Origin of the sequence: Lysobacter sp. CFH 32150 (genome assembly GCF_022758295.1) — a bacterium.
Lineage (GTDB): Bacteria > Pseudomonadota > Gammaproteobacteria > Xanthomonadales > Xanthomonadaceae > CFH-32150.
This window is the reverse complement of sequence record NZ_JALDWJ010000010.1, coordinates 25,055-50,973: the sequence shown is the minus strand read 5'-3', so window position 1 is coordinate 50,973 and position 25,919 is coordinate 25,055. Positions and strand designations below refer to the sequence as shown.

Below are 25,919 nucleotides of genomic sequence, written 5' to 3'. Positions count from 1 at the left end.
CTCATCCGCCCTTCGGGCACCTTCTCCCGGCGGGAGAAGGGGAAAAATCCCGGCGATTGATGAATTTCCCTGACTACCCATTCGCTCCGCAGCGACTCGAAATTCGCCCCGGCATCGCGCTGAGCTACCTCGACGAAGGTCCGCGCGACGGTGAAGTGATCGTGATGCTGCATGGCAACCCGTCGTGGAGCTATTACTGGCGGCACCTCGTGCTCGGCTTGCGTGATCGTTATCGCTGCATCGTGCCTGACCATATCGGCATGGGCTTGTCGGACAAGCCGAACGACGACCACTACACCTACACGCTGCAATCGCGCGTAGACGATCTGACCACGTTGCTCGACAAGCTCGGCATCACCGCCCCGGTGGCGCTGGCGGTGCACGACTGGGGCGGGATGATCGGATTTGGTTGGGCATTGCGGCACATGCCGCAGGTGCAGCGACTGGTGATCCTCAACACTGCCGCCTTCCCGCTACCCGCGGCGAAGGCGATGCCGTGGCAGTTGTCCTTCGGCCGCGACTCGCGCATCGGTGGCGCGCTGATCCGCGCCTTCAACCTGTTCTCCGCGGGCGCATCCTGGCTCGGCGTCGAACGGAGGATGCCGCGCGACGTGCGCCGCGCCTACGTTGCGCCCTACGACACCTGGGCCAACCGGATCTCCACCTTGCGCTTCATGCAGGACATCCCGCTGCGCGAGGGCGATCGGGCGTGGGCGCTCGTTGCCGAAGCGGGACGGCGTTTGCCCGAGTTCGCCGGTCGTCCGGTCTTCATTGGCTGGGGACTGCGCGACTTCGTGTTCGATCGGCACTGCCTCGACGCTTTCACCGCCGCGCTGCCGCGGGCGCAGGTACAGGCATTCGACGACGCCAACCATTACGTGCTGGAAGACAAGCACGCGGTACTGGTGCCGGCGATCCGTCAGTTCCTCGATACGCATCCCCTGTGACTCCTCCCCTTGCTCGCGAAGCGAGTAGGGGGAGGTTGGGAGGGGGTAAGCTTTTCGCGATGAGCAGCAACATCAAAAGCACCCCTCCCCACCCCTCCCCTTCGCTGCGCGAAAGGGAGGGAGTAGTTCCCTGCAACATCGCCGCTTCGCTTCCGCGCCTTGCGCGCGAGCGACCCGAGCAGATCGCGATGCGCTGCCCCGGCCGCAACGGCCGTTACGACATCGCGCTCAGCTACGCCCAGCTCGATGCACGCAGCGATGCCATCGCCGCGGGGCTCGCCAGGCACGGCATCGTGCGTGGTACCCGCACCGTAGTGATGGTGCGACCGACGCCGGAGTTTTTCCTGTTGATGTTCGCGCTGTTCAAGGCCGGCGCGGTACCGGTGCTGGTCGATCCCGGCATCGACAAGCGCGCGCTGAAGCAGTGCCTGGACGAAGCGCAACCGGAGGCCTTCATCGGCATCCCGCTCGCGCACCTCGCGCGCGCCGTACTCGGCTGGGCGCGCTCGGCGCGCGTGCGCATCACCACGGGTACGCGGGCGTGGTTAAGCGACGCGACGTTGGCGCAAGTCGAGCGCGATGGTGCGAATGCCAGCGCGCAGCTTGCCGACACGCAGGCGGACGAGGTCGCCGCGATGCTGTTCACCAGCGGCTCCACCGGCGTCCCGAAAGGCGTGGTGTATCGCCATCGTCACTTCGTCGCGCAGATCGACATGCTGCGCAATGCGTTCGGCATCGAAGCAGGGGGCATCGACCTGCCCACGTTCCCGCCGTTCGCGCTGTTCGATCCTGCGCTTGGCCTGACCTCGATCATTCCCGACATGGACCCGACGCGCCCCGCCAAGGCGGACCCGCGCCGCCTGGTGCAGACGATCGAACGCTTCGGCATCACCCAGTTGTTTGGTTCGCCGGCGCTGGTCGCGGTCCTTGCGCGGCATGGCGTGCATCTGCCGACGGTGAAACGGGTCACTTCCGCCGGCGCGCCCGTGCCTGCCGACGTGGTGGCGACGATGCGCACGCTGCTGCCGGACGACGCGCAGCTGTGGACGCCCTATGGCGCCACCGAATGCCTGCCGGTGGCCGTGATCGAAGGGCGCGAGTTGCAGGAAACACGCGAAGCCACCGAACGCGGCGCCGGCACCTGCGTCGGCCGCCCGGTGCCGCCGAACGATGTCCGAATCATCCGCATCGACGATGCCGCGATCACCGAATGGGACGATGCGCTGCAAGTGCAGCCGGGCCAGGTTGGCGAAATCACCGTCGCCGGCCCGACCGCGACCGACACGTATTACAACCGCGATGCCGCGACGCGCCAGGCGAAGATCCGCGAACGCCGGCCCGATGGCAGCGAACGCATCGTGCATCGCATGGGCGACCTCGGCTGGTTCGATGCCGAAGGTCGCCTGTGGTTCTGCGGTCGCAAGACGCAGCGCGTGGTCACGGCGGAAGCGACGCTGTGCACGGAGCAGATCGAACCGATCTTCAACACCCATCCCGACGTGCGCCGCACCGCGCTGGTCGGCATCGGTGCGTTGGGTGCGCAACGTCCGGTGCTGTGCGTCGAATTGCGCGATGGCGTGAAGCAGGACCAGCAGCAACGTATTACCGATGAATTGCGCCATGTCGCCAATGGCCATGTACAGACTGCGAAAGTCGATGCTTTCCTGTTCCATCCGAAGTTCCCGGTCGACATCCGCCACAACGCCAAGATCGGCCGCGAGAAACTGACGGCGTGGGCGGCGCAGCGCTTGTCCCCCTCCCTTTCGCCATAGGCGAAGGGGAGGGTTGGGGAGGGGTGCCTTTGATCTTGTCTCTTGTTTTTGCAGCCTTGAGAAGACCAGTGGACCAATGCCGTTTCCGCGCCCGTGATCTGCGTAGCAACGCCACCGATGCCGAGCGTCATCTGTGGCAGCGGCTACGAATGAGCCAGATTGGCGGTTACAAGTTCCGCAGGCAGGTTCCGATCGGGGGATACATCGCCGACTTTGTTTGCCCGCAAATGAAGTTGATCATTGAGCTTGATGGCGGACAGCATGCGGAGCAAACGGACTACGATCTGCAGCGGTCGAGGGTGTTGCTGGGCGCTGGTTTTCGAGTGGTTCGGTATTGGAACGATGATGTTCTCCTGCGTACAGAAGATGTGTTGGACGATATCTTGCGAGCATTGGAGAGTCTGAAGAGCTACAGCCACGGCAACGTCAAGAGCACCCCTCCCCAACCCTCCCCTTCGCTGCGCGAAAGGGAGGGAGCAAAAGCGACAGCAGAAGAACCATGAAGATCCTCGTCACCGGTGGCGGTGGTTTCCTCGGGCAAGCGCTCTGTCGCGGCCTGGTCGAACGCGGGCATGCCGTCACCAGCTTCAGCCGTGGCCATTACCCGGCTTTGGATGCGCTCGGCGTCGCGCAAGTGCAGGGCGATCTTGCCGAGCGCGATGCCGTGCTCGTCGCCTGTGCGGGGCATGACGCGATCTTCCACAACGCCGCCAAGGCGGGCGCCTGGGGCAGCTACGACAGCTACCACCGCGCCAATGTCGTTGGTACCGAAAACGTGATTGCCGCGTGCCGTGCGCATGGCATCGGCAGGCTGGTCTACACCTCGACGCCGAGCGTGACCCATCGCGCCACGCATCCGGTCGAAGGCGGCACGGCCGACAGCGTGCCTTACGGCGACGACCTCAAGGCGCCTTACGCGGCGACCAAGAAGATCGCCGAACAAAGGGTGCTCGCCGCGAACGATGCTGCGCTGGCGACGGTGGCGCTGCGGCCGCGCCTGATCTGGGGTGTCGGCGACAACCACCTGCTGCCGCGGCTCGTAGCACGTGCGAAGACCGGTCGATTGCGCTTCGTCGGTGATGGCCAGAACGTGATGGACTCGACTTACGTCGACAACGCCGCGCAGGCGCATTTCGACGCTTTCGAACACCTCGCGCCAGGCGCGGCCTGCGCCGGACGCGCCTACTTCATCAGCAACGGCGAGCCGAAGACGCTGCGCGAAACCCTCAATGGCCTGCTCGAAGCAGTCGGTGCGCCAACAGTGACGAAGACGATTCCGTTCGGCGTCGCCTATGCCGCCGGCGCGCTCTGCGAAGGCTTGTGGCACACGCTGCCGCTCCGGGGCGAGCCGCCGATGACCCGCTTCCTCGCCGAGCAGCTCGCGACCACGCACTGGTACGACATGGCGCCGGCGCGCCGCGATTTCGGCTACGTGCCGCGCGTGAGCTTCGCCGAAGGCCTCGCGCGCTTGCGCGCTGCGCAGTTACAGCCCGGCACTACAATGTCCCGATGACTGGACGCAGCAGCCCACTCGATTCGCTCAAGCCCATGGCCGGTCGCGCGCTGGAAGCAGCGCTCAACCGCGCGCTGGCGCTCGATCCGGAAACCCGCGGCAGCCTGCGCACGCTCGATGGCCAGCGCGTCGCGCTGACGCTCGAAGCACCGCCCCTGGCATTGCAGGTCAGCGTCGAAGGCGAACGACTCGTGGTCGGCCCGGTCGCGAGCGAAGGCGAGCCCGATCTCAGCGTGCGTGGCTCGCTTGCCGGGTTGATCGCGCAACTGCCGGGGCCGTTCGGAAGCATGTTCCGCCGCGACGATGCGCCGCCAGTGGGCAAGGTGCGCGTCTCCGGCGATGCCGACCTCGCGCGTCGCCTGCAACGTTTGGCCGAACGTTTCGATCCCGACTGGCAGCAGCCGTTCACCCGCGTATTCGGCGACGTGCTGGGCGTGCAGATCGCCAAGGCTGTGGCGGCCGCGTTGCAGCAAGCGCGCGTGGCCGGGCGCAACTTCGCCGAAAGCGCGGCCGAATACGTCACCGAGGAATCGCGCGACGTGGTCCCGCGCGCTGAACTGAATGCCTTCCACGACGACGTCGACGCGCTGCGCGACGATGTCGAGCGCATCGCCGCGAAGATCGCGCGCCTGCAACGCGGAGGCGTGGCATGAAGTTGAGCGGCATGCAGTTGAACAGCGTGAAGTCGGCCATGCGCGCATTGCGCATCGGCCGGGTGCTGTTGCGGTATCGGCTCGACGACCTGCTCGACGGCACGCCGATCGAACGCTGGTTGAAGCTGGCGCGTCCGTTCGTGCCGAAAGCCTCGCCCGAGATCGCGGCGTTGTCGCGCGGTGTGCGCCTGCGGATGGTGCTGCAAGAGCTCGGACCGATCTTCGTCAAGTTCGGACAGATCCTGTCGACACGCCGCGACCTGGTGCCGCCGGATGTCGCCGAAGAACTGACCCTGCTGCAGGATCGCGTCGCGCCGTTCGACGGTGAGACCGCGCGCACGCTGGTCGAGCAGTCGCTCGGCCGCAGCATCAAGGTGGCGTTCGAACGTTTCGACACCACGCCGCTGGCGTCGGCCTCGGTCGCGCAGGTGCACGCGGCGACCTTGCCGGGCGGTCGCGAAGTCGTGGTCAAGGTGCTGCGGCCGGAGATCGAAAAGCAGATCGCCGCCGACGTCGCGTTGCTGAAGACCATGGCCGGCATCGTCGATCGCACCCATCCGGCCGCAGACAAGATCCGCCCGCGCGAGATCGTCGCCGAAATCGAAAACACCCTCGCCGCCGAACTCGACCTGCAACGCGAAGGTGCCAACGCCTCGGTGCTGCGCCGCTTCTGGGAAAACTCGCCCGACCTGTACGTGCCGGAAGTGGTGTGGAGCCACACCGCCGAACGCACGCTGACGCTGGAACGCGTGCACGGCATCCCCAGCGACGACATCGCCGCGCTCGACGCCGCCGGCATCGACCGCAAGGCGCTCGCGGCGAAAGGCGTGCGCGTGTTCTACACCCAGGTGTTCCGCGACAATTTCTTCCACGCCGACGCCCACGCCGGCAACATCTGGGCCGACAGCGAGCGCAAGGACAACCCGCGCTTCATCGCGCTCGACTTCGGCATCATGGGCCAGCTCTCCAGCGAGGACCAGTACTACCTCGCCGAGAACTTCATGGCGATCTTCAAGCGCGATTACCGCCGCGTCGCCGAATTGCACGTGCAGGCCGGGTGGATGCCCTCGCACATCCGCATCGACGAACTCGAAGCCGCCGCGCGCGCGGTGTGCGAGCCGTATTTCACCCGGCCGCTGGCGGAGATTTCGCTCGCGGAAGTGTTGCTCAAGCTGTTCCGCACCGCGCAACGCTATGAACTGACGATCCAGCCGCAGCTGATCCTGCTGCAGAAGACGTTGTTGAACATCGAGGGTGTCGGTCGCCAGCTCGATCCGAAGATCGACATGTGGGCAGTGGCGCGACCGGTGCTGGAGCAGATCCTGCTCGAACGCTACAGCCCGCAGCGGCTGGCGGAAGAATTCCGCAAGCGCCTGCCGGAAATGATCACGCATGCGCCCGACATGCCGCGCCTGCTGCACGCCTGGCTCACGCAGCAGGTCCAGGGGCAATCCACGGCGCAGATCAACTCGCAGGACCTGCGCGACCTCACCCGCACGATCCGCGGCGCGCAGCGCCGCACCATCGCCGCCATCCTCGGCACCGGCCTGCTGATCGTCGCTGCGGTGTTGTATGCGCTGGAAGCCGGCGGGCCGCGTCTGTTCGGCATCCCGGCCTCGGTGTGGATCGCGGGGCTCGGTGGCGTGTGGGCGTTGCTGGCGGCGTGGCCGCGCCGGAAATGATGGCTGGGCTAGCGGTGCTGTACCGCGACGACTGGCTCGCCGTCGTCGACAAACCCGCGGGACTGATGGTCCACGACAGCGCCCTGGCGCGTGGCGAAACCGACTTCGCCGCCGACCGGCTGCGCGAGCAGTTCGGCAAGCCGATCTTCCTCGTGCACCGGCTCGATCGCGCCACCAGCGGCTGCCTGTTGCTGGCGTTCGATCGCGAGACCGCCTCGCAGCTCGGCAAGGTCTTGATGTCGCGCGAGGTCGAGAAGGACTACCTCGCGGTCTGCCGCGGCTGGCCGGAGGAAGATTTCGTCATCGACCATCCGCTCGATGGCGGCCCGGGCAAACCGGTCAAGAAGACCGCGATCACGGAGTTCGTACGCCTGGGCACGACCGAACTGGACATACCCTCGAGCGGATTCGCGACCTCGCGCTACGCGCTGTTGCGCGCCCGCCCGCACACGGGCCGCTTCCGCCAGATCCGCCGGCACCTGAAGCATGTCTCGCATCATCTGATTGGCGACACCAGTCACGGCGATGGCCGCCACAATCGCGCGTTCCGCATGTTGGGTATCCATCGCATGCTGCTGCATGCGCAGCGCTTGGCGTTCGTGCATCCGGTCAGCGGTGCACGCTTTGCGATCGAAGCGCCTTTGGATGCGGAGTTCGCGCGGACACTGGCGTTGTTCGATCGCGCGCCGGCCCTACAATCCGCGCATGCTGCAGATCACTGACGATTTGACGATTGCCGACGCCGAACTCGACGAGCGCTTCGTACGCGCTTCGGGTCCCGGCGGGCAGAACGTCAACAAGGTGGCGACGGCGGTCGAACTGCGTTTCGACGTGGCCAATTCGCCATCGTTGCCGGAAGCAGTGCGGGAGCGATTGCTGGCCAAGCGCGATCGGCGGCTGACCGACGATGGCGTCTTCGTGATCAACGCGCAGCGCTTCCGCACCCAGGAGCGCAACCGCGAGGACGCGCGCGAGCGCCTGGTGCACTTTGTCGAAAGTGGGCTGCGCGCACCGAAGCCGCGGATTGCGACCAAGCCCAGCCGGGCATCGAAGGAGCGACGGCTGGGCGCGAAGCGCGAACGCAGTACGATCAAGCGGGGACGCGCAACGCGGGATTGGGATTAGGGACCAAGGGGACGGAGATGGCCGATCGGGCCGACGACATCGTGGTGCCGCTGCCGCCGAATGCGCCGCGGGTGAGCCCGAATGCCTTCACCCGCTGGCTTGGGCGCACGGTCCTGCGGGTGGGCGGGTGGCGCATGGCCGGTAGCTGGCCGGATCTGCCCAGGCTGGTCCTGATTGCTGCACCGCATTCGTCCAATTGGGATGGGATCTGGGGGTTCGCCTTCAAGCTGGCGCTGGGCCTGGACGTCAGGATCCTGGGCAAGCACCAGCTGTTCTGGTGGCCGCTCGGCCCGATCCTGCGTCGACTCGGGGTAATCGCGGTCAACCGCAGCGCCGCCCATGGCGTGGTCGAGCAGGCAGCGACGTTGATTGTCACTGCTGACAATCTTTGGTTCGTAGTGGCGCCGGAGGGCACCCGCAAGCCGGTCGACCGCTGGAAACCGGGCTTCTGGCGGATCGCCCGCGCCGCCGACGTGCCAGTGCTGCCGGTGTACTTCCACTATCCCGAGAAAACCATTGGTGTTGGGCCAGTATTCGAACTCACCGACGACATGACCGCAGACATCGCCCGCATTCGCGCCTGGTATCGGCCGTGGCAGGGCAAGCATCACGGCACGAACTGACCTCAAGACGCGTTGTTCGCCGTTGGCGAGGCTTCACGCCGCAGATTCCCGGATTCACGCCGTCGGTCGGTCCCGTGGCCGGTTTGGCATGCTCTATGCGTCAAACCGGGAAACTGATCACACAATGCAAAGGGCAGCCACATCCGGCGGTTCTCGATTTTTCAGGGGCGGGGGCAATGCACATCCTAATTACCGGCGGCGCCGGATTTATCGGCTCGCATCTTGTCGACTTGCATTTGGCGCGTGGGGACAAAGTCCACGTGGTGGATGACCTGTCGACAGGGCAACGATCCAATCTTGCACACCACGACGACAACGCCAACCTGCGTTTCGACGAAGCCGACATCCTCACCTGGCCGCAGCTTGATCGCGCGGTCGCCTGGGCGGACCGCATCTACAACCTGGCTGCCGTGGTGGGTGTGTATCGCGTGCTGGCCGAGCCGACCAAAGTGCTCGCGGTCAACATCGCCGCATGCGAACGCTTGTTGCGTGCCGCGCGCGAAGGCGGCTGGCAGCCGCAGGTGGTGCTGGCCTCCAGTTCAGAGGTCTATGGCCACAACGACGAGGACATCCTGCACGAAGATCAGGACCTGGTCGTCAGCACCCGCGCCGGCACGCGCTGGAACTACTCGGTGAGCAAGATCGCCGACGAAGCGTTGGGCCTGTCCTATGCGCAGCGGTTCGGCATCCCGGCTGTGGTGTCGCGCTTCTTCAATACCGTGGGTCCGCGCCAGGTCGGTCGTTACGGCATGGTGTTGCCGCGCTTCGTGTCGCAGGCGGTACGCAACGAACCGATCACCGTGTTCGGCGGTGGCCTGCAGACGCGTTCGTTCTGCGATGTGCGCGATACCGTCGTCGCGCTCGACGCGCTCGCCACTGCAGTCGGCCGCGGCACCATGGTCGCCAATGTCGGCAACGATCGCGAGATCAGCATTATCGAGCTGGCGCGACTGATCATCGAGCGTTCCGGCAGCCGTTCGGAGATCAAGCACGTGGGCCTGCGAGAAGCCTACGGCGAGGATTTCGAGGACATCCGGCGTCGTCGTCCCAGTTTGAACCGGTTACGCGACAAGACCGGTTTCCAGCACCTTTATCCCCTGGAGCGCACGATCGACGACCTCGTCGCCATCGAGCGCGCCCGCCTTCAGGAAGAACGCGATGGCCACTGCACCCTGGTTCGTACTCAGTCCGAACGCGCTGCTTAGCGCGGTTGGGCTGCTGCGCGGCCCTGACAAGACCGTTCCCACCCCCGCCGAAGATTGGCGGGCGGCGGTGGTCGATGTGGTCATCCCCGCCTACAAGGAAGAGGACAACATCATCCACTGCCTCGCCTCGCTGGCGCGGCAGACGGTCCAACCACGCAACGTGATCCTGGTCGACGACGGCGGCAAGGACGAGACGGTACCCCGCGCGCGCGAGTACGCAGCGGCGGCCGGACTCAACCTGACCGTGTTCGAACGTGCCACCTCGATCGGCAAGACGCCGACCATCAAACGCCAGTCGCGCGAGTTCGACTGCGACGTCGAGTTCATCCTCGATGGCGACACCTTCCTCGAATCGCCGGAATACATCGAACGTTGCGTGCAGGAGCTGTACCAGGGCATCGGCATCGCCAGTGCCTGCGGCACCATCCTGCCGATGCGGCCGAAGAACCGGCACGCGCTCGCGCAGACCGAGGAGTTCCGTCGCTGGCATGGTGCGGAAACCTACGATGACCCGCATGCGCGGCGCGGCATGCTGCACTCGGTCTGGTGGTGGATCACCAACACCTATCGCGAATGCCTGTACCTGTTCCTGCAGCGTTTCGTCTACAAGGGCCAGATGGTGTTCTTCGGCAGCATCACCAACCCGGTGGGCTGCGCGGTGGCGTACCGGCGCAAGTACATCAAGGACCTGTTCGATCTCTACGAACCGATCTTCGGCGACGACCTGACCAACTCCGAAGACATCTTCATCGGCTTCGCCCTCAACAACGAGGGCTACCGCAACATCCAGTTGCAGGACGTGCTGGCGCGCTCGGAAGAACCCGAAGTCCAGCGCCTGCCGAAGCAGATCTACCTGTGGTCGTCGTCGTTCCTGCAGAGTTGCTACTACTTCGACGCATTGCTGCGCACGCCGTTCAAGTCGCTCAAGCTTTGGGGCAAGCGCCGGCGCGACAAGGCCAGCGGCGAGGCGCAACGGGTCGAAGACCTGCGCAAGATCAAGGAGCAGTACCGGCAGCCGTTCGGGGAGAAATACACCCTCGAGTACGGACGCCCGATCGGCTGGGCCATGTTCATGTCCGCGCTAGAGAAGGTCGGCTTCCCGACCGCGCTCATCATTCTGTTGGTCCTGCGCATGTGGGAGCCGCTGGCGGTGACCATTGTCGCCGAGATGATCGTGTCGCTGGCGGTGCTGGTCCTGGTGTCGAAAGGCCAGCGACTGGGGATGTTCTTCAAGGGCATCCTGGTAACACCCCTGCGTTACGCGCTGATCGTCGCCGACAGCTTCACCATGCTGCGTTTCGCCTTCGACCTTTGGATCTCGGGGAACCGCAAATGGCGCAAATGAAGCCACTGGCATGGATCATCGGCGCGCTGCTGGCTATGCCCGGCGTTGTATCGGCACAGGAAACGTCTGGGCCGCCGCTCGACGACCAGGCGCGCGTGCGCATGGGCGAAGGCGATGCCGGCGGTGCACTGCAGCTGATGCAGGATCACGTCGCCGCGCATCCAGATGACCGCGACGCGCGCCTCGACCTGGTGCGCTACCTGACTTGGAACGGCAACTTCGCCGAAGCCGAGCGCGTGCTGCACGCCGACCCTGCCGCCGCGCAAAGTACGGAAGGGCAATCGCTGCACGCCGCAGTGCTGGCATGGGCGGGTCGCATCGACGGTGCGCAGGCGGCCAATGCTCCGGTGCTGGCGGCCGAACCCGACAACTACCTGGCCCACTACACCGAGGCGGTTGCCCTGCGCCAGAGCGCGAGGCCGCGCATGGCGTTGCCGCACGTTGCCGAGGTCGAACGACTGAAACCCGGCAGCAAGGATGCGACCGACCTTGCGCGCAGCACACGCATCCGCACCGGCTCCTTCGTCGCGCTGGAGTACGCGCACAGCGACGATTCCGATGACCTGGTCACGTCGCGACCGACGTTGCGCGCCGACTTGGCCCATGGCGACGCGTTGCACTACACGATCGAGGTTGGCCGCTGGGAGAACAGTTCGCCGGTGACCAGTCCGTTCGTCGCGGTCGATGGCGATGATTCGATAGCACAGACCCGCGGACTGGTCGGACTGCGCTACGCATCGTCGCAACGCACCGAGTGGTCGGCTGCAGTCGGGCATTCCTCGATCGACGGCGACGGCACTCTCCTCTGGCGTGCAGGCGTCGACCATCGCGCCAACGACAGCTGGCGCCTCGGCCTGTCCGCGGACCGTGATCGCCTCGCGATTTCGCCGCGTTCGTTGTCGCTGGGCCTGACCCGCCACGGCGCGCTCGGCCAGGTGCACTGGACTCCGGACATGCACTGGACCGGCGACCTGATGCTGCGCCGTGACGACTACAGCGATGGCAACAACAGCAATGAGTGGACGCTGGCGATGCGTCGTGCCGTCGTGCGCAGGCCGGGCGTGATGCTCGACCTCGGCGGCATGCTGCAGCACATCTCGCACGACCGCAATCTCGGTAATGGCTATTACGCGCCGGACAACTACCGACGCTACGGACTGACCGCAAACAGTTACTTCGGCATCAGCGACGAAGTGGGGCTGTCGGTGCAGGCCGGGCTCGGCCGGCAGCGCGATGAAACCTTCACCTCGTGGCGTCGCGCCAACGACCTCAGCGCGTCGCTGGTGTTCGGCATCTACACGCCGTGGCAGTTCACGGTCTTCGCCGGTTACAGCGAGCGCGTGCAGACCACCGGTGCCTACGAGGGCTACAGCTGGGGCATGACCCTGGCGCGCCGCTTCTGAGCGGCGCTTCCTCACGTCGGTTACCGCCCGTGGCAATGCGCATAGACATCCAGGCCCTGCGCGGCCTGGCGGTGCTGCTGGTGATCCTGCAGCACGCGAAGGCGGGGTTCATCGATGCGGGGTTCCTCGGCGTCGACATCTTCTTCGTCATCTCCGGCTTCCTGATCACCGGGATGCTGGCGAGGGCGATCACCCGGGGCACCTTCCGCTTTTCAGAGTTCTACTTCCGCCGCGCGAAGCGGTTGCTGCCGGCCGCCTATGTCACGTTCGCGGTTACCGGCGTGCTGGCGTACTTCCTGCTCGATGCGGTGGAGTGGCACGACTTCACCTTGCAGCTGGCCGGTGCGGTGACGTTCACCGGCAACCTCGCGCTGTGGCAGCAGACCGGTTACTTCGAAGGCGCCGCCGCGTTGAAGCCACTGCTGCATGTGTGGTCACTCGCGGTCGAGGAGCAGTACTACCTGTTGCTGCCGGCCGCCATGGCGCTGCTGCCGCGTCGTTACTGGTCCGCAGGCAACGTGTTGTTGCTGCTCGGCAGCTTCGCGTTGTGCGTCGCCCTTGCCTTCACCAATCCGGACGCGGCGTTCTACCTGCTGCCAGCCCGGGGTTGGGAGCTCGCGCTCGGATCGGTCGCGGCATTGTGGACGGCACGCAGTGCACGCGCCGAGGTCGTCATCGCACGCCTGTTCCTGCCGGCGCTGGTCGTGCTGCTGGTGATTCCGGTGGTGCCGGTCGCGGCACCGCCGTTCGTGAACATCGCTCTGGTCTGCACCGCGACGCTGCTGGTGATCCTGCGCCGGCACGAAGCATTCGCCGACACGCCGATTCCGCGTGCGCTCGCCAGAGTCGGCGATGCTTCGTACTCGTTGTACTTGGTGCATTGGCCGATCTTTGCCTTCATCAACAACGTCTACGCCGGCGATCCTTCGTTCGGCGAGCCAGGCATGCCGGTGCAGTTGGCGGGAGTGACCCTCTCGCTGCTGCTCGGTTGGGGCCTCTATCGGCACGTCGAACTGCCGGTCCGGCGCACGGAGTTCCGCTTCCGGCGGCGTTGGGTGCTGGCCGCACTGGCAACGTCGGCGATGCTGGCGCTGGTACCGCTGGGTCTCGCGGCGCGCACGACGACGGTGGGGAGCAGCGATGCATCGGCGGTCGACTATGCATGGCTCCGCCGCGACAACGTGGGCTTCGGCGATGCCTGCGAAGGTTACGAGCGATTCGATTCGACACCGGCGTGTCGCAATGCCGACGCGCCGGCGATCATGGTGTGGGGCGATTCGTTTGCGATGCACCTCGTCCCCGGCCTGGCCGCGACCACCGATGTCGGCGTCGTCCAGGCGACCAAGAGTTCCTGTGGTCCGTTGCTCGGCCTGGCGCAGATCACGCCGGAGCATCCGCGCGATTTCGCCGAGCGTTGCCTGACGTTCAACCAGTCGGTCATCGACCACCTCGCGGAGACATCGTCGATCAGGCTGGTGGTGCTGTCGAGCGCGTTCTATCCGTATTTTGATCCTGAGCGTCGACTCCTTCGCAAAATGGAAGGATCGACGATCGAACAAGAGACCGACGAAGCCGTCGCGATCGCCGCGATGCGCGCAACCGTGGGCAAGTTACGTGCACTGGGCAAACGCGTGGTCATCGTCGCGCCGCCGCCGAGCACCGGCTTCGACTTCAGTCGCTGCCTCGAGCGCAGGGCGCGCAACCGGACGTTGTTCGGTAGGTTCATCGACTGCGACATGCCGTTGGCCGAGTACCGCGCCAGCAAGCATGAAGTGCTCGGGTTCCTCGCGCGGGTCCGCAGCGAGGCCGATGTCGAAGTTGTGTCGTTCGACGCCGCGCTGTGCTCGGAGTCGGCGTGCATCACCGAGTTGGACGGCACGTTCCTGTACCGCGACGAAGGCCACCTGTCCTATGCCGGCTCCACCGCCGTAGCCAAGCGGATGCAGCTCGGCGACGCCCTTGAGTGGGCTGCCCGTTAGCGCGCGCGTCAGTGGACGATGGCGTTGTACTGCCGTTGGAGCCAGCTGGCGAACGTGTTGATTTCGCGATCGTAGCGGCCGGTCCAGGCCGCCCAGATCAGTGCGGCGAATACGACGAACACCACCGTGACCACCAGTCGTTGTCCGGTGCTGGCGAAGCTCAAGTTGCGACCGGCTGGATTGTGGTTCTTCATGCGCTCCCCCTGATTCATTGCGCGTCTATTGATACGCGCAAAGACCGCAGTTGCGGCCATCGCTTGCCGCTAGCGCTCCGAATGCCCGGTCTGGTCGTACTCGCGGCGCACGAACAGATCCGGCTGGATCAACTCGACGAAGGCGCGCGCCTGCGGTGACAGATACTTGCCCTTGCGCACCACCACGCCATAGCTGCGCGAGGGGAAGTACTCGGCCAATGAACGTGCGGCCAGGCGCGTGCGATCAGCTTCGGTCAAACAGATCGCGGTCACGATCGAGACGCCCAAGCCCATCGCCACGTATTGCTTGATCACTTCCCAGCCGCCGACTTCCAGCGCCACCGTGTACGGCACGCGGTTCTGCTGGAACACCAGGTCGACCAATCGATAAGTGGTCAACCGCTTCGGCGGCAGGATGAGGCCGTAGGGCGACAGATCCTCCAGCTTCAGGTCAGGTTTGTTCGCCAGCGGATGATCGAGCGGCGTGATCAGCATCGGCTCGAAGCGATACACCGGGGCGTAGCTGAGGTCGGCCGGGACGTCGAGCATCGAGCCGACGGCGAGATCGACCGCATCCGAGCGCAACAGGTCCAGTCCGCCGGCACCGGTCACGTTGTGCAGGGTCAGGCGCACGTCTGGCTGGCGGTCGCGGAAGGCTTCGACGATGCCGGGCAACAGGTAAAGGATCGTGGAACTGCCGGCGGCGACGTTGAGTTCGCCGGCGTCGAGGCCGCGGACCTGTTCGTGGAATGCCGCATCCAGCCCGTCCAGGCCTTCCACCAGCGGTTTGGCCAGGTCGTAGAGCAATTGGCCCTCGCGGCTGGGGACCAAGCGGCGACCGCTGCGTTCGAACAGCTTGACCCCCAGTTCCCGCTCCAGCGCCTGCAACTGCAGGGTGATCGCCGGCTGGCTGACGTACAGGGCTTCGGCCGCGCGCGAGACCGACCCCAACCGGGCGGTCTGGCAGAACGCCCGTAATGGCTTCAGGCGGTCGCCCTTGTAGGCAAAACGGGGCGTCGAAGGTCGGTTTTCGGCCACGGTTGAGGCTATATATAAGTAGAACTAATGATATGCATTGATAAAACTGTTTTGTCAAATACAGTACTTGAGCGGATGTTGACCTTCCACGAACGTGCTGGAGCGGGACATGTCGGCAGTGTTGCAAGCGACCGGAAGCATTGAGGTGATCGGCAACCTGCCGGGGCAGGAACAGCTGTTAACCCCCGCGGCGCAGGCGTTCCTCGCCGACCTGCAGCGTCGCTTCGGCCCGACCCGCCAGGCCCGCCTGGCCGCACGCCGCGAGCGGCAGAAGTTTTTCGACGCCGGCGGCCTGCCGGATTTCCGCGACGACACCCGCGCGATCCGCGAATCCGCCTGGCGCGTCGCCGAACTGCCGGTGGCGTTGCTCGACCGCCGCGTCGAGATTACCGGCCCGACCGACCCGAAGATGGTCATCAACGCGCTCAACTCCGGCGCGAACTGCTACATGGCCGACTTCGAGGATTCGACCGCGCCGACCTGGGACAACCTGCTCACCGGCCAGCGCGCACTGGGCAAGGCCATCGCCGGCACGCTCGACTGGATGGCGCCGGACGGCTCGAAGCACTACACGCTCAAGCCTTACCCCGAACAGGCGGTGCTGATGGTGCGGCCGCGCGGCTGGCACCTCGACGAGAAGCATGTGCTGGTCGATGGCGTGCCGATGTCGGCGAGCCTGTTCGACCTCGGCCTGTTCGCCTTCCTCAACGCCAAGGCGCTCGCGGCCAAGGACCGCGGCCCGTACTTCTATCTGCCGAAGCTGCAGTCCATGGAAGAAGCGGCGCTGTGGGAAGACGTGCTCGCGCACATCGAAGCCACGCTCGGCCTCGCCCACGGACAGATGAAAGTCACCGTGCTGATCGAGACGCTGCCGGCTGTGTTCGAGATGGACGAAATCCTGCACGCGTTGCGCGCGCGCATCGCCGGGCTCAACTGCGGGCGCTGGGACTACATCTTTTCCTACATCAAGGCCTTCCGCACGCAGCGCGACAAGGTGTTGCCCGAGCGCGGTCAGGTGACGATGGCACAGCCGTTCCTGAAGACGTATTCGGAATTGCTGATCCACACCTGCCACCGCCGTGGCGCGCATGCGATGGGCGGCATGGCCGCGCAGATCCCGATCAGCGGCGATCCGGCAGCGAACGAGAAGGCGCTCGAACGCGTGCGTGCCGACAAGCTGCGCGAAGTGACCGCCGGCCACGACGGTACCTGGGTTGCGCATCCGGCGCTGATTCCGCTGGCGCGCGAGATCTTCGACGCGCACATGCTCGGCGCGCACCAGCAGAACGTGCTGCGAGAGGACGTGCGTGCGCGTAGCGACCGCGAGCTGCGCGACACACTGATCAGGCCTTCGCTCGGCACCATCACCCGCGCCGGTTTCGAAGGCAACGTCGAAGTCTGCGTGCGTTACCTCGCCGCCTGGCTCGACGGCAATGGTTGCGTGCCGATCCATTGGCTGATGGAGGATGCCGCCACCGCCGAGATTTCCCGCACCCAGTTGTGGCAATGGCTGCACAACGGCGCACTGCATCTCGACGATGGCACGCCCGTCGATTTCGCGCTGCTCGAGCGCGCCCTGATCGGCCTGCCGAGCAAGCTCGCCGAACGCATGCAGCTGCCGGGCGCGGGCAAGTTGAATGAAGCGATCGCGATGCTCGACGAGCTCACGCACGCCGAGGTGCTCGCCGACTTCCTGACCTTGCCTGCCTACGAACGTATCGACTGACCGACCGGCGGCTTATAGCCGCGATCTGTTCGGCAAAAAAGCTCGCGGCTATAAGCCGCTCCTACAAAACCTCTTCACCACAGGACACCGCCGCGATGACCATGCTCCCCACCGCCCAGCAACTGCAGCAAGAGTGGCAAACCAACCCGCGCTGGGCCGGAATCACCCGCCCGTACTCGGCGGAAGACGTGGTGCGTCTGCGCGGCACGGTGCCGGTCGAACACACCATCGCCAAGCTCGGCGCCGACAAGCTGTGGAAGTCGCTGCACACCGAACCCTTCATCAATGCGCTCGGCGCGCTGACCGGCAACCAGGCGATGCAGCAGGTGAAGGCCGGGTTGAAGGCGATCTATCTGTCCGGCTGGCAGGTTGCCGCCGACGCCAACCTCGGCAGCCAGATGTACCCCGACCAGTCGCTGTACCCGGCCGATTCGGTGCCCGCCGTGGTCAAGCGCATCAACAACACGCTGCTGCGCGCCGACCAGATCCAGTGCGCGGAAGGCACCGGTGACGTCGACTTCCTGCAGCCGATCGTGGCCGACGCCGAAGCCGGTTTCGGTGGCGTGCTCAATGCGTTCGAACTGATGAAAGGCATGATCGAAGCCGGCGCTTCGGGCGTGCACTTCGAAGACCAGCTCGCTTCGGTCAAGAAGTGCGGCCACATGGGCGGCAAGGTGCTGGTGCCGACGCGCGAGGCCGTCGAGAAACTGGTTGCCGCGCGCCTCGCCGCCGACGTGATGGGTGTGCCCACATTGATCGTTGCCCGCACCGACGCCGAGGCCGCCGATCTGCTCACCGCCGACATCGACCCCAACGACCAGCCGTTCACCACCGGCGAGCGCACCGTCGAGGGCTTCTACAAGACCCGCAACGGCCTCGACCAGGCGATCAGCCGCGGCCTCGCCTACGCGCCGTACGCCGACCTGGTGTGGTGCGAAACCGGCAAGCCCGACCTCGAGTTCGCGAAGAAGTTCGCTGAGGCGATCCATGCCAAGTTCCCGGGCAAGATGCTGGCCTACAACTGCTCGCCATCGTTCAACTGGAAGAAGAACCTGGACGACGCGACGATCGCCAGGTTCCAGAAGGAAATCGCGTTGTACGGCTACAAGTTCCAGTTCATCACCCTGGCCGGTTTCCACAGCCTCAACTACGGCATGTTCAACCTGGCCCACGGCTACGCCCGCCGCCAGATGAGCGCGTTCGTGGAACTGCAGGAAGCCGAGTTCGCCGCCGCCGACAAGGGTTTCACCGCGGTCAAGCACCAGCGGGAAGTCGGTACCGGCTACTTCGACGCGGTGACCCAGGTGATCCAGCAGGGCCAGTCCTCGACCACCGCGCTCAAGGGCTCGACCGAGGAAGAGCAGTTCCACGGTGAGGACAAAGCCGCGGCCTGAGGGCCTTACTCCCCTGACAGGTGAGGCCGGCCGGGTTTCCCTCCGGCCTCCGTATCAAAGGGGATGAATGCATTCAGGTGGTATCCTCGTTTTCATGACACGACAGGGGGTCGTGGAATGAATCGAGACATGCCGGCGTCGCCCAAAACCCGCCAGCCAGACCCAGGCAGCAACGAGCCCGCCGCGTCGCTGACTGCGGAGGAATACACGCTGTTTGCGCAGATTGGGCGCGCGCGCCGGATCGAGCCCGGCGAACGCCTGTTCCGCCGCGGCGACCTCGGCACCACCATGTACGTGATCGCGCAGGGCGAGGTCGACCTCGATTTCGGCGACGACCTGATCGCCAAGCGTCTCGGCCCGCGCGAATTCTTCGGCGAGCTTGGTTTGCTGATCGGCGATCACGCCCGCAGCGCCGACGCCGTTGCGGCCAGCCCGGGCATGTTGCTGGAGTTGAGCCAGCAGGAATTCGATCAGCTCGTCGATCGCGATCCGGCCTTGCTCGCGCACTTCCTGCGCCGCGCGATCATGCGCGTGGTGCTCAACGAGCAGAACCTGATCGGCCGCCTGCGCCGCCGCAACCTCGACCTGCAGACTGCACTCGACACGTTGCGCGCGACTACGCACCGGCTCAATCAGACCGAAGAACTCACCCGCACCGACGAACTCACCGGCCTGTGCAACCGCCGCGGCTTCCAGCTGCACCTGCAGCAGCGTCGTCGCAACGATGTGCTTGCCGGCCGCGGCCTGCTGCTGATCGACTGTGATCGCTTCAAGGGCATCAACGACGAGCACGGCCATCTCGTTGGAGATCGCGTGCTGCAGGGTGTCGCCAACATCCTGCGCTCGGCTGCCGGCCCGGACGACGTCGCCTGCCGCCTCGGCGGCGACGAGTTCTGTCTGCTGGTGAAGGCCGAAACACCGGGTGATGTCCTGCGTATGGCCGAATTCGTCATTGCCACCGCGCATGCCCTGCACGAGATGCAGCCCTCGCCGCCGCAGATCGCCACTCTCAGCGTTGGCGCGTGCCTGATCTCGCCCGAGCATCACTGGGACGACTGGTATGCGCTGGCGGATGCCGCGCTGTACCGCGCCAAACGCCTCGGTGGGAACCGCGTCGAATGGCAGGACGCAGCGCTCGCTCCGGCGTAAAGCCGATCCGGCGCAGGATGCAGCCGCCATGAACGACACCGCGCAACCCACCATCACCGCGCCGCAGGTCCGCACGCTGCTGCTGACGGACTTGTGCGATTCGACCAGCCTGGTCGAACGCCTTGGCGATGCGCCCGCGGCCGAGCTGTTCCGCGAACACGACCGGCTCGTGCTGGAATTGCAGCAACGCTGGCGCGGGCGCCTGATCGACCGTTCCGACGGCCTGCTGCTGTTGTTCGAACGCCCGGTCGACGCGCTCGGCTTCGCCCTCGACTACAACCGCGGCCTGCGCGAAATCGGCGAGGCACGCAAGCTCACCCTCCAGGCGCGCGCCGGCCTCCATGTCGGCGAAGTGCTGACCTGGCGCAACAGCGACGCCGCGGTGCAGGCCGGAGCCAAGCCGCTGGAAGTCGAAGGCCTGGCCAAGCCGTTGGCGGGACGCCTGATGACCCTGGCGCGACCCGGGCAGGTCCTGCTTTCGGCCACCGCCGAACCGATGGCGCACCGCTCCGCGCGCGAACTCGGCGAGCGCAGCGAACACCTGATCTGGAAATCGCACGGCCGCTGGCGCTTCAAGGGCGTACCGGACGCGCAGGAAATCTACGAAGTCGGCGAACCCGGCTACGCCCCGCTGCGTGCACCCAAGCAGAACCATGCCAAGGCCTGGCGCGATATTCCGCTGTGGCGCCGCCCGGCCGCACTGGCCGCGGAACTCTTCCTGCTGGTCGGCATGGGGACCGGCGCCTGGTTCATCACCCGCCCGACCCCGGCGATCGCCTTCAACGAGCGCGACTGGGTCGTCGTCGGCGACATGCGCAACCTCACCGGCGACGCGCGCCTGGATGATTCGCTGCAACAGGCGTTCCGCATCAGCCTGGAACAGTCGAGCTACGTCAACCTGCTCAGCGACCTCAAGGTGCGCGAGACGCTGCAACGCATGCAGCACAAGCCCGATGCGACGGTCGACCGCGCCATCGGCGCCGAGATCGCACTGCGCGACGGCGCCCGCGCCTTGCTGCTGGCCACCGTGGCCGAAGTCGGCGGCCGCCTGCGGGTCAGTGCGGAGGTGGTCGATCCGCGCACCCAGGCCACGGTGTACGCGGTGTCCGCGGACGGCAAGGGCATCGAATCCGCGCTGGCCTCGATCGACGACGTCACCGACCAGTTGCGCGAGAAGCTGGGCGAGGCGATGCAGAACGTGCAGCAGACCTCGGTGCCGTTGCCGAACGTGGCCACGCCTAGCCTGGATGCGCTGAAGGCGTTCGCGGTGGCGCGCAACGTGGTTAAGACCACCAGAGACCGCGAGCAGGCCCTGGGCTTGTATCAACGTGCATTGCAGCTTGATCCCCAGTTCGCGCTCGCGCATGCGGACATGGCCGATCTGTATTCGGGGCTGGGCGAGGTTGCCAAGGCCAGCGAGGAGCGGCGCAAGGCGCTGGCCATTCCGCAGCGGTTGTCGCCACAGGAGCGCGCGCGCATCGAACTGCAGCAGCAGCAGAACGCTGCGCCCGGGACTTATTTCCGCAAGGCGCAGGAATATTTGGCGCTGTATCCGGACGATTACCGCTTGATTGCCCGACTGGGCAGCATCCAGTGGCACCACCTCAACGATTTCCGGCTCGTGGAAGCGACCGTGCGGCGCACGCTGAAGCCGCAGGCCGAGAGTGTCGAGGTTCGCCGCACTGGCTTAGGGATTGCTTTGCTCGGTCAGGAGCGGTACGACGAAGCGTTGGCCGAGTTCCGCCGTTCACGCCAAGGCGGTTTCACGGGCTACAGCGAAGCGCATGCGCGGGCCTACGATGCTCGTGGACAACACGCGGAGGCAGACAAGGCTAACTTGGCCGGTACAAGCGGGCGCGGCGGCTGGCAGGGCGAGGCTGGTGTCGTGACCTGGATCGACCGGGACCAATGGGTGCGCGCCGCGGATGTCGCGCAGGCCTGGTTGAAGCAGGCGAGTGAGGCCGGCGATGTGCTCGAGACGCTGCGCGCGCGCGCAGCGATTGCCAGCGTGGCCGTGTTGGCGCAACGAGGCGATGCCCGCCGCCATGTGCAGGAACTCATCTCGGCGACCGAAGCGAGGGCTGTGGAAGTCGATGCGATCTACCCGCCGGCCGCGACCGAACTGCATCTGCTCGCCGGCCTGCTGGCGGCACGCATGGACAATGCGGCGGGCGTTGCCAATGCGCTGCGCCGCACGCAGGACAGCAGGGTGATCACCGACTACCCGACTGTGGCGCAGTTGCAGCAGGTGCTGCTGGCCGAACATGAGCGTCTCGCCGGCACGCCACAAGCGGCCGTGGCCCGCCTGAGTCCCGTCGTCAAGCGCGACGACGCGCTGGTGGCGGCGCACTGGGCGCTGATGCGTGCTGAGCGTGCGGCCGGCAATCGTGATGCCGCCCAGGTCCAGTCGCGCTGGTTGACGACGCATCGCGGACGGGTGTTTACCGAAACCACGACGACCGACGTGTTGCGATTCTTCAATACGGCCGTTTCAGCAGAGGCGCTGCAAGGACAGTCGGAATCGCAGGCGCTGCCCGGGCACCGGTCGGAATAGCGGGCAGGCAGGCTGCACTCCGCGCTGCCCGGGTCCGGGAACCGAGCCGCAGGGCGGAATCGTCCTGCGGAGTCGAGTGTTTCAGTCGGCGCTGAACGCCTTGGTGCACTCGAAATTGACCACGGAATTCAATGCCTGTTCGAGCTTGGCGCGATCCCGCACGATCTTTTCCTTCGGTGCGATCCGATCCGTGGCCTGTAGCTGCATGCATCCACGGGCCGAAGTGGCGTCCGCCGCGACCTTGTAACCGGCCTTCGCCAAGGCCGCTCCCGCGTCCTTCTTGAACAGACGCCGGAATTCATTGTCGGTGGACAGCAAATCGAGCAGCTTCTTCGTGACTTTCGGATCCAGTGGTGCCGGCTTCGGGCCTTTCTTGGTTGCCATGGTGCATTCCCCCTGTGTTGATGGACACAACAGTCGCGACGCTACCCTTGTCCGCTAGCCTCGGCAAGCGCCAAGATCGCGCTTTGTCAGCAGGGGCAGGCAATGCGGGTTCGGCGATGCGCGGTGCTGTGGCTGGAGCCGCGCGAGGTGGCGCACTTCGAACTTGATGCGCTGTTGTCCGGCGGCACCGGTGTGGTGAGCCGGATGCAGTGGTTCGCGCATGCTCCGCAGCTGCCTGCGCCAGTGGAGGTGGACGCTGATGACCTCGCCCTGCTCGGCGAACTGAGCCCGCTGGACTGGATTGCCGCAGCGCAACTGCGCGAACGCCATGGCGCGGCGCGGGTACGGGGTCTGCTTGTAGCCGGCCTGCTGGTCGGCAGTACCAAGCCCTGGGCGGCGCAGCGCGAAGCCGACGAATGCTTCCGCAGTCAGCGCTGGCATGGCTTGGCGTCGGTGTGGCACGCGGCTTCACGCTGGGATGGCATCGATGCCGCTGGCGAGGTGGAGGCAGCGGGGATGCGTACTGCGCAGGGTCTGCGCGAGGCTTATGGCGCGCCACCGCCGATGCTGCACGAACGCGGCGATGCGAAAGCGCGCATTGCGCTGTCGCGGGCGGGACGCACGGCGTTCGACGACGTGCTCGATGCGCGCGCTACCTGCCGCAACTTCGATACCACGCGGCCACTACCGCTGACATTGTTCGCGCAGGTGCTGGAGCGCGTGTTCGGCGCGCGCGGACGGGTGCGTGGCGCCGACGATTTCGATGTGTTGAAAAAGACCAGCCCGTCCGGCGGCGCGCTGCATCCCACCGAGTGTTACCTGATCGTGCGCAAGGTCGAAGGACTGCAACCAGGCCTGTACCACTACCGTGCCGGCGACCATGCGCTGCAACCATTGCCGCTGGACGAGACGCGAATCCTGGCCGATGCGGGCAGGCATGCCTCGATGCAAGACAAGGGTGCGCTGGATTTCCTGGCCTGGATCGCGGTCGGCGGCCAGCAGTGGTTCGCCGATGCGCCGGTGCTGTGCGTGCTGGCGCCGCGCTTCGGGCGCAATTTCTGGAAGTACCGCAACCATCCCAAGGCTTACCGCGTCTGCATCCTCGATGTCGGCCACCTGTCGCAGACGCTGTTGTTGAGCGCGACCGAGCAGGGGCTGGGCAGTTTCGTGACCGCCGCGATCAACGAGTTCGACATCGAACGCGCCTTCGGCCTGACCGGCATTGTCGATGGCCCGCTCGCGGTCTGCGGCTTCGGCATGCGCGCGGAAGCGATGCAGACCTACGAGCTGGATCCGAACCGCAAGGCGTGGTCGCATCGAACGGAATGAAATGTTCGTTCTCCCGCTTGCGGGAGAGAAGGTGCCTGGAGGGCGGAAGAGGGGCGCTTCTGTTCTCACGGCACGCACCTCACCCTGCTTCGTTGCGCGAAGCTGCCCCTCTCCCCGCAAGCGGGCTAGGCAATGGGAATCTACCGCCCGCCGATCAACCGCTCGCCCACACCTGCGAACTTCAATCCCACCTGCGCGACGCGATCGTCCCTCAGGCTGCGCACCACCAGCACGGCGTTGCCGAGCGCGAGGCGGTCGCCGACCTGCGCCTGCTCGTCGAAGCGTTCGTCGAACAGATGCGCGGCCGTCGAAGCGGCGAAGCGCGGCGGCAACTTGAGGCCATAGAACGTGGCGAGTTCGCCCAGCGGCACGTCGCCGGGCAGGATGAAGCTGCCGAAGGTTTCCTGCTCGGCCACGCGTGCGTCGCCGCCTTCGGCAAACAGCCAATCCAGTCGGGGCGCCTGGCCGCTCGGGGCGAGGAAATAGGCATAGTCCTGCGCCTGCAATGCGCCGGCTTCTTCCGGCAGCAGCACATGGCCTTCGCGCACCACCATCGCCAGGCGCACACGACCGGGCAGTGGCACGCCACGCAAGGCGGCGCTGCCGGGAGCGATGCGATAACCGACCATGTCGTATTCGAGCTGGCCGGGCAGATCTAGTTGGATGCGTCGTGTATTGGGATCGGCTCGTGGCACCGCGACGCCGAAGCCGTGTGCGGCGCGCGCCAGCGTCCAGCCCTGCACGACCAGCGATGCGAAGACCACGACGAAGGCAACGTTGAAATACAGCTGCGCGTTCGGCAATCCCGCCAGCAATGGGATCGATGCGAGGAAGATGCCGACCGCACCGCGCAATCCCGTCCAGGCGATGAAGCCGATCTCCTGCATGCGATAGCCGAACGGCAACAGGCAGGCCAGCACCGCCGCCGGCCGTGCCACGAACATCAGGAACGCCGCTACGCCCAGCGCTGGCCACAACACGTCGAGCACCTTGTGCGGCGTCGCCAGCAGGCCGAGCAGCAGGAACATCACCAACTGCGCGAACCAGGTCGCTGCGTCCTGCACCGACAGCACCTCGTTACGCGCCCGTACCGGTCGATTGGCGATGACGATCCCGGCCAGATACACCGCGAGATAACCGCTCCCGCCAAGCAGGTTCGTCAATGCGAACAAGGCCACCGCGCCGGCCAGCGCCAGCCACGGATGTAGACCCGCGGGGAGGGTGTATTTGTTGAGTGCGGCGACGATGACGCGGCCGCCGGCATAACCGAGCGCAAGGCCGGCACCGAATGCCCAGACCAGCTTGACCGCGAGCAGGACGATGCCGCCGTCGTTGTCGCCGGCAAGCCACATCGTCAATGCGATCACCAGGAACACCGCCGCCGGATCGTTGCTGCCCGACTCGATCTCCAGCGTTGCGCCGCTGCGGCGTTCCAGGTGCAAGCCGCCAGCACGCAACAGGAAGAACACCGCGGCGGCGTCGGTCGAAGCGACGATGGTGCCGAGCAGGAGCGCTTCCAGCAGCGGCAGTTCGAGCAACTTCATGGCTGCGAACGCCGTCAGCGCCGCGGTCAGGACCACGCCGACGCTGGCCAGCACCACCGCCGGCACCACGCTGCCGCGGACATGCGCTGCACGCGTGCGCAGGCCGCCGTCGAACAGGATCACCGCCAGCGCCAGCGCACCGACCATGTAGGTGAAACGCGTGTCGGAATACTGGATGCCGCCCGGTCCGTCCTCACCCAGCAACAGGCCCAGGAACAGGAACACCAACAGCAAGGGCGCACCGAACCGCCGCGCCAGCAACGAAGACGCGATCCCGGCGAGGATCAGCAGTGCGCCGCCGAGCAGGCGCAGGTCGATGGCGTGCAGGTGTTCCAACCACTGCCCCCGTCATGGCGACGG

At 65.9% G+C, this 25,919-nt stretch carries 22 protein-coding genes; 18 read left to right on the top strand and 4 right to left on the bottom strand.

Annotated features, from left to right (window positions below; all coding sequences use genetic code 11):
* The first annotated feature begins 59 nt into the window (after window positions 1-59).
* The 13 genes from MO486_RS14225 to MO486_RS14165 all read left to right on the top strand — a co-directional run bounded on the left by MO486_RS14225 (window position 60) and on the right by MO486_RS14165 (window position 14,247).
* Window positions 60-947, top strand: a complete 888-nt coding sequence (locus MO486_RS14225; RefSeq protein WP_242909096.1) for an alpha/beta fold hydrolase — start codon at window positions 60-62, stop codon at window positions 945-947.
* Window positions 948-1,051: 104 nt separating this feature from the next.
* A complete protein-coding gene (oleC, locus tag MO486_RS14220) occupies window positions 1,052-2,719 on the top strand; it encodes an olefin beta-lactone synthetase (protein ID WP_242909476.1) in 1,668 nt (555 codons plus the stop codon).
* A 29-nt stretch (window positions 2,720-2,748) separates the two neighbouring features.
* Window positions 2,749-3,222: an endonuclease domain-containing protein gene (locus MO486_RS14215; protein ID WP_242909094.1), complete on the top strand. Its 474-nt coding sequence runs from the start codon at window positions 2,749-2,751 to the stop codon at window positions 3,220-3,222.
* Window positions 3,219-4,232: a 2-alkyl-3-oxoalkanoate reductase gene (gene oleD, locus MO486_RS14210; RefSeq protein WP_242909092.1), complete on the top strand. Its 1,014-nt coding sequence runs from the start codon at window positions 3,219-3,221 to the stop codon at window positions 4,230-4,232. The genes MO486_RS14215 and oleD overlap by 4 nt, the downstream gene beginning before the upstream one ends.
* On the top strand, window positions 4,229-4,885 hold the full coding sequence (locus MO486_RS14205) for an SCP2 sterol-binding domain-containing protein (RefSeq protein ID WP_242909090.1): 657 nt from the start codon (window positions 4,229-4,231) through the stop codon (window positions 4,883-4,885). Before oleD ends, MO486_RS14205 begins: the two co-directional genes overlap by 4 nt.
* Before the next feature lie 26 nt (window positions 4,886-4,911).
* Window positions 4,912-6,567 (top strand): ubiquinone biosynthesis regulatory protein kinase UbiB, encoded by a 1,656-nt coding sequence (ubiB, locus tag MO486_RS14200; RefSeq protein WP_242909473.1) that lies wholly within the window; start codon window positions 4,912-4,914, stop codon window positions 6,565-6,567.
* Window positions 6,564-7,289: a pseudouridine synthase gene (locus tag MO486_RS14195; RefSeq protein WP_242909088.1), complete on the top strand. Its 726-nt coding sequence runs from the start codon at window positions 6,564-6,566 to the stop codon at window positions 7,287-7,289. Before ubiB ends, MO486_RS14195 begins: the two co-directional genes overlap by 4 nt.
* Complete coding sequence (arfB, locus tag MO486_RS14190; RefSeq protein ID WP_242909086.1) at window positions 7,273-7,692, top strand: alternative ribosome rescue aminoacyl-tRNA hydrolase ArfB; 420 nt, start codon at window positions 7,273-7,275, stop codon at window positions 7,690-7,692. The genes MO486_RS14195 and arfB overlap by 17 nt, the downstream gene beginning before the upstream one ends.
* A 17-nt stretch (window positions 7,693-7,709) precedes the next feature.
* The gene (locus tag MO486_RS14185) at window positions 7,710-8,315 is read left to right on the top strand and encodes a lysophospholipid acyltransferase family protein (RefSeq protein WP_242909084.1); all 606 of its coding nucleotides are present in this window, start codon (window positions 7,710-7,712) and stop codon (window positions 8,313-8,315) included.
* A 176-nt stretch (window positions 8,316-8,491) separates the two neighbouring features.
* A complete protein-coding gene (locus MO486_RS14180; RefSeq protein WP_242909080.1) occupies window positions 8,492-9,520 on the top strand; it encodes an NAD-dependent epimerase/dehydratase family protein in 1,029 nt (342 codons plus the stop codon).
* Entirely contained in the window at window positions 9,474-10,865 is a 1,392-nt protein-coding gene (locus tag MO486_RS14175) for a glycosyltransferase (protein WP_242909078.1), read from the top strand. Before MO486_RS14180 ends, MO486_RS14175 begins: the two co-directional genes overlap by 47 nt.
* Window positions 10,862-12,268: a tetratricopeptide repeat protein gene (locus tag MO486_RS14170; protein WP_242909076.1), complete on the top strand. Its 1,407-nt coding sequence runs from the start codon at window positions 10,862-10,864 to the stop codon at window positions 12,266-12,268. Before MO486_RS14175 ends, MO486_RS14170 begins: the two co-directional genes overlap by 4 nt.
* A gap of 35 nt (window positions 12,269-12,303) precedes the next feature.
* Entirely contained in the window at window positions 12,304-14,247 is a 1,944-nt protein-coding gene (locus MO486_RS14165) for an acyltransferase family protein (protein ID WP_242909074.1), read from the top strand.
* Window positions 14,248-14,255: 8 nt separating this feature from the next.
* On the opposite strand, the gene MO486_RS14160 is transcribed toward MO486_RS14165, so the two are convergent.
* Window positions 14,256-14,441 carry a hypothetical protein gene (locus MO486_RS14160; protein WP_242909072.1) on the bottom strand — a complete coding sequence of 62 codons (186 nt, stop codon included), beginning with the start codon at window positions 14,439-14,441 and terminating at the stop codon, window positions 14,256-14,258.
* A 69-nt stretch (window positions 14,442-14,510) separates the two neighbouring features.
* Window positions 14,511-15,479 (bottom strand): LysR family transcriptional regulator, encoded by a 969-nt coding sequence (locus tag MO486_RS14155; RefSeq protein ID WP_242909070.1) that lies wholly within the window; start codon window positions 15,477-15,479, stop codon window positions 14,511-14,513.
* 109 nt (window positions 15,480-15,588) lie between these two features.
* On the opposite strand from MO486_RS14155, the gene aceB reads away from it, so the two are divergent.
* The 4 genes from aceB to MO486_RS14135 all read left to right on the top strand — a co-directional run bounded on the left by aceB (window position 15,589) and on the right by MO486_RS14135 (window position 22,302).
* Window positions 15,589-17,205, top strand: a complete 1,617-nt coding sequence (aceB, locus tag MO486_RS14150) for a malate synthase A (RefSeq protein ID WP_242909068.1) — start codon at window positions 15,589-15,591, stop codon at window positions 17,203-17,205.
* 95 nt (window positions 17,206-17,300) lie between these two features.
* Window positions 17,301-18,599, top strand: coding sequence for an isocitrate lyase (gene aceA, locus MO486_RS14145; RefSeq protein ID WP_242909066.1), 1,299 nt, complete (start codon window positions 17,301-17,303; stop codon window positions 18,597-18,599).
* A 117-nt stretch (window positions 18,600-18,716) separates the two neighbouring features.
* Window positions 18,717-19,748 carry a GGDEF domain-containing protein gene (locus tag MO486_RS14140; protein WP_242909064.1) on the top strand — a complete coding sequence of 344 codons (1,032 nt, stop codon included), beginning with the start codon at window positions 18,717-18,719 and terminating at the stop codon, window positions 19,746-19,748.
* A gap of 28 nt (window positions 19,749-19,776) precedes the next feature.
* Window positions 19,777-22,302, top strand: a complete 2,526-nt coding sequence (locus MO486_RS14135) for a putative peptide modification system cyclase (RefSeq protein ID WP_242909062.1) — start codon at window positions 19,777-19,779, stop codon at window positions 22,300-22,302.
* A gap of 81 nt (window positions 22,303-22,383) precedes the next feature.
* Here MO486_RS14135 and MO486_RS14130 read toward each other — a convergent pair whose 3' ends face one another.
* Complete coding sequence (locus tag MO486_RS14130) at window positions 22,384-22,686, bottom strand: NHLP-related RiPP peptide (RefSeq protein WP_242909060.1); 303 nt, start codon at window positions 22,684-22,686, stop codon at window positions 22,384-22,386.
* Window positions 22,687-22,788: 102 nt separating this feature from the next.
* On the opposite strand from MO486_RS14130, the gene MO486_RS14125 reads away from it, so the two are divergent.
* Window positions 22,789-24,015 carry a putative peptide maturation dehydrogenase gene (locus tag MO486_RS14125; RefSeq protein ID WP_242909058.1) on the top strand — a complete coding sequence of 409 codons (1,227 nt, stop codon included), beginning with the start codon at window positions 22,789-22,791 and terminating at the stop codon, window positions 24,013-24,015.
* 140 nt (window positions 24,016-24,155) lie between these two features.
* Here the strand turns inward: MO486_RS14125 and MO486_RS14120 are convergent, their stop codons facing one another.
* A complete protein-coding gene (locus MO486_RS14120; protein ID WP_242909056.1) occupies window positions 24,156-25,895 on the bottom strand; it encodes a potassium/proton antiporter in 1,740 nt (579 codons plus the stop codon).
* Window positions 25,896-25,919: the final 24 nt, after the last annotated feature.

Excerpts from the sequence above, each read along its gene's own strand:
- MO486_RS14140 (WP_242909064.1), top strand. The coding sequence starts at position 18,717 with ATGAATCGAGACATGCCGGCGTCGCCCAAAACCCGCCAGCCAGACCCA.
- MO486_RS14180 (WP_242909080.1), top strand. The coding sequence starts at position 8,492 with ATGCACATCCTAATTACCGGCGGCGCCGGATTTATCGGCTCGCATCTT.
- MO486_RS14130 (WP_242909060.1), bottom strand. The coding sequence starts at position 22,686 with ATGGCAACCAAGAAAGGCCCGAAGCCGGCACCACTGGATCCGAAAGTC.
- aceA (WP_242909066.1), top strand. The coding sequence starts at position 17,301 with ATGACCATGCTCCCCACCGCCCAGCAACTGCAGCAAGAGTGGCAAACC.
- arfB (WP_242909086.1), top strand. The coding sequence starts at position 7,273 with ATGCTGCAGATCACTGACGATTTGACGATTGCCGACGCCGAACTCGAC.
- MO486_RS14165 (WP_242909074.1), top strand. The coding sequence starts at position 12,304 with ATGCGCATAGACATCCAGGCCCTGCGCGGCCTGGCGGTGCTGCTGGTG.
- MO486_RS14135 (WP_242909062.1), top strand. The coding sequence starts at position 19,777 with ATGAACGACACCGCGCAACCCACCATCACCGCGCCGCAGGTCCGCACG.
- MO486_RS14205 (WP_242909090.1), top strand. The coding sequence starts at position 4,229 with ATGACTGGACGCAGCAGCCCACTCGATTCGCTCAAGCCCATGGCCGGT.
- aceB (WP_242909068.1), top strand. The coding sequence starts at position 15,589 with ATGTCGGCAGTGTTGCAAGCGACCGGAAGCATTGAGGTGATCGGCAAC.
- oleD (WP_242909092.1), top strand. The coding sequence starts at position 3,219 with ATGAAGATCCTCGTCACCGGTGGCGGTGGTTTCCTCGGGCAAGCGCTC.
- MO486_RS14160 (WP_242909072.1), bottom strand. The coding sequence starts at position 14,441 with ATGAAGAACCACAATCCAGCCGGTCGCAACTTGAGCTTCGCCAGCACC.
- MO486_RS14195 (WP_242909088.1), top strand. The coding sequence starts at position 6,564 with ATGATGGCTGGGCTAGCGGTGCTGTACCGCGACGACTGGCTCGCCGTC.
- MO486_RS14225 (WP_242909096.1), top strand. The coding sequence starts at position 60 with ATGAATTTCCCTGACTACCCATTCGCTCCGCAGCGACTCGAAATTCGC.
- MO486_RS14125 (WP_242909058.1), top strand. The coding sequence starts at position 22,789 with ATGCGGGTTCGGCGATGCGCGGTGCTGTGGCTGGAGCCGCGCGAGGTG.
- MO486_RS14170 (WP_242909076.1), top strand. The coding sequence starts at position 10,862 with ATGAAGCCACTGGCATGGATCATCGGCGCGCTGCTGGCTATGCCCGGC.
- MO486_RS14185 (WP_242909084.1), top strand. The coding sequence starts at position 7,710 with ATGGCCGATCGGGCCGACGACATCGTGGTGCCGCTGCCGCCGAATGCG.
- MO486_RS14175 (WP_242909078.1), top strand. The coding sequence starts at position 9,474 with ATGGCCACTGCACCCTGGTTCGTACTCAGTCCGAACGCGCTGCTTAGC.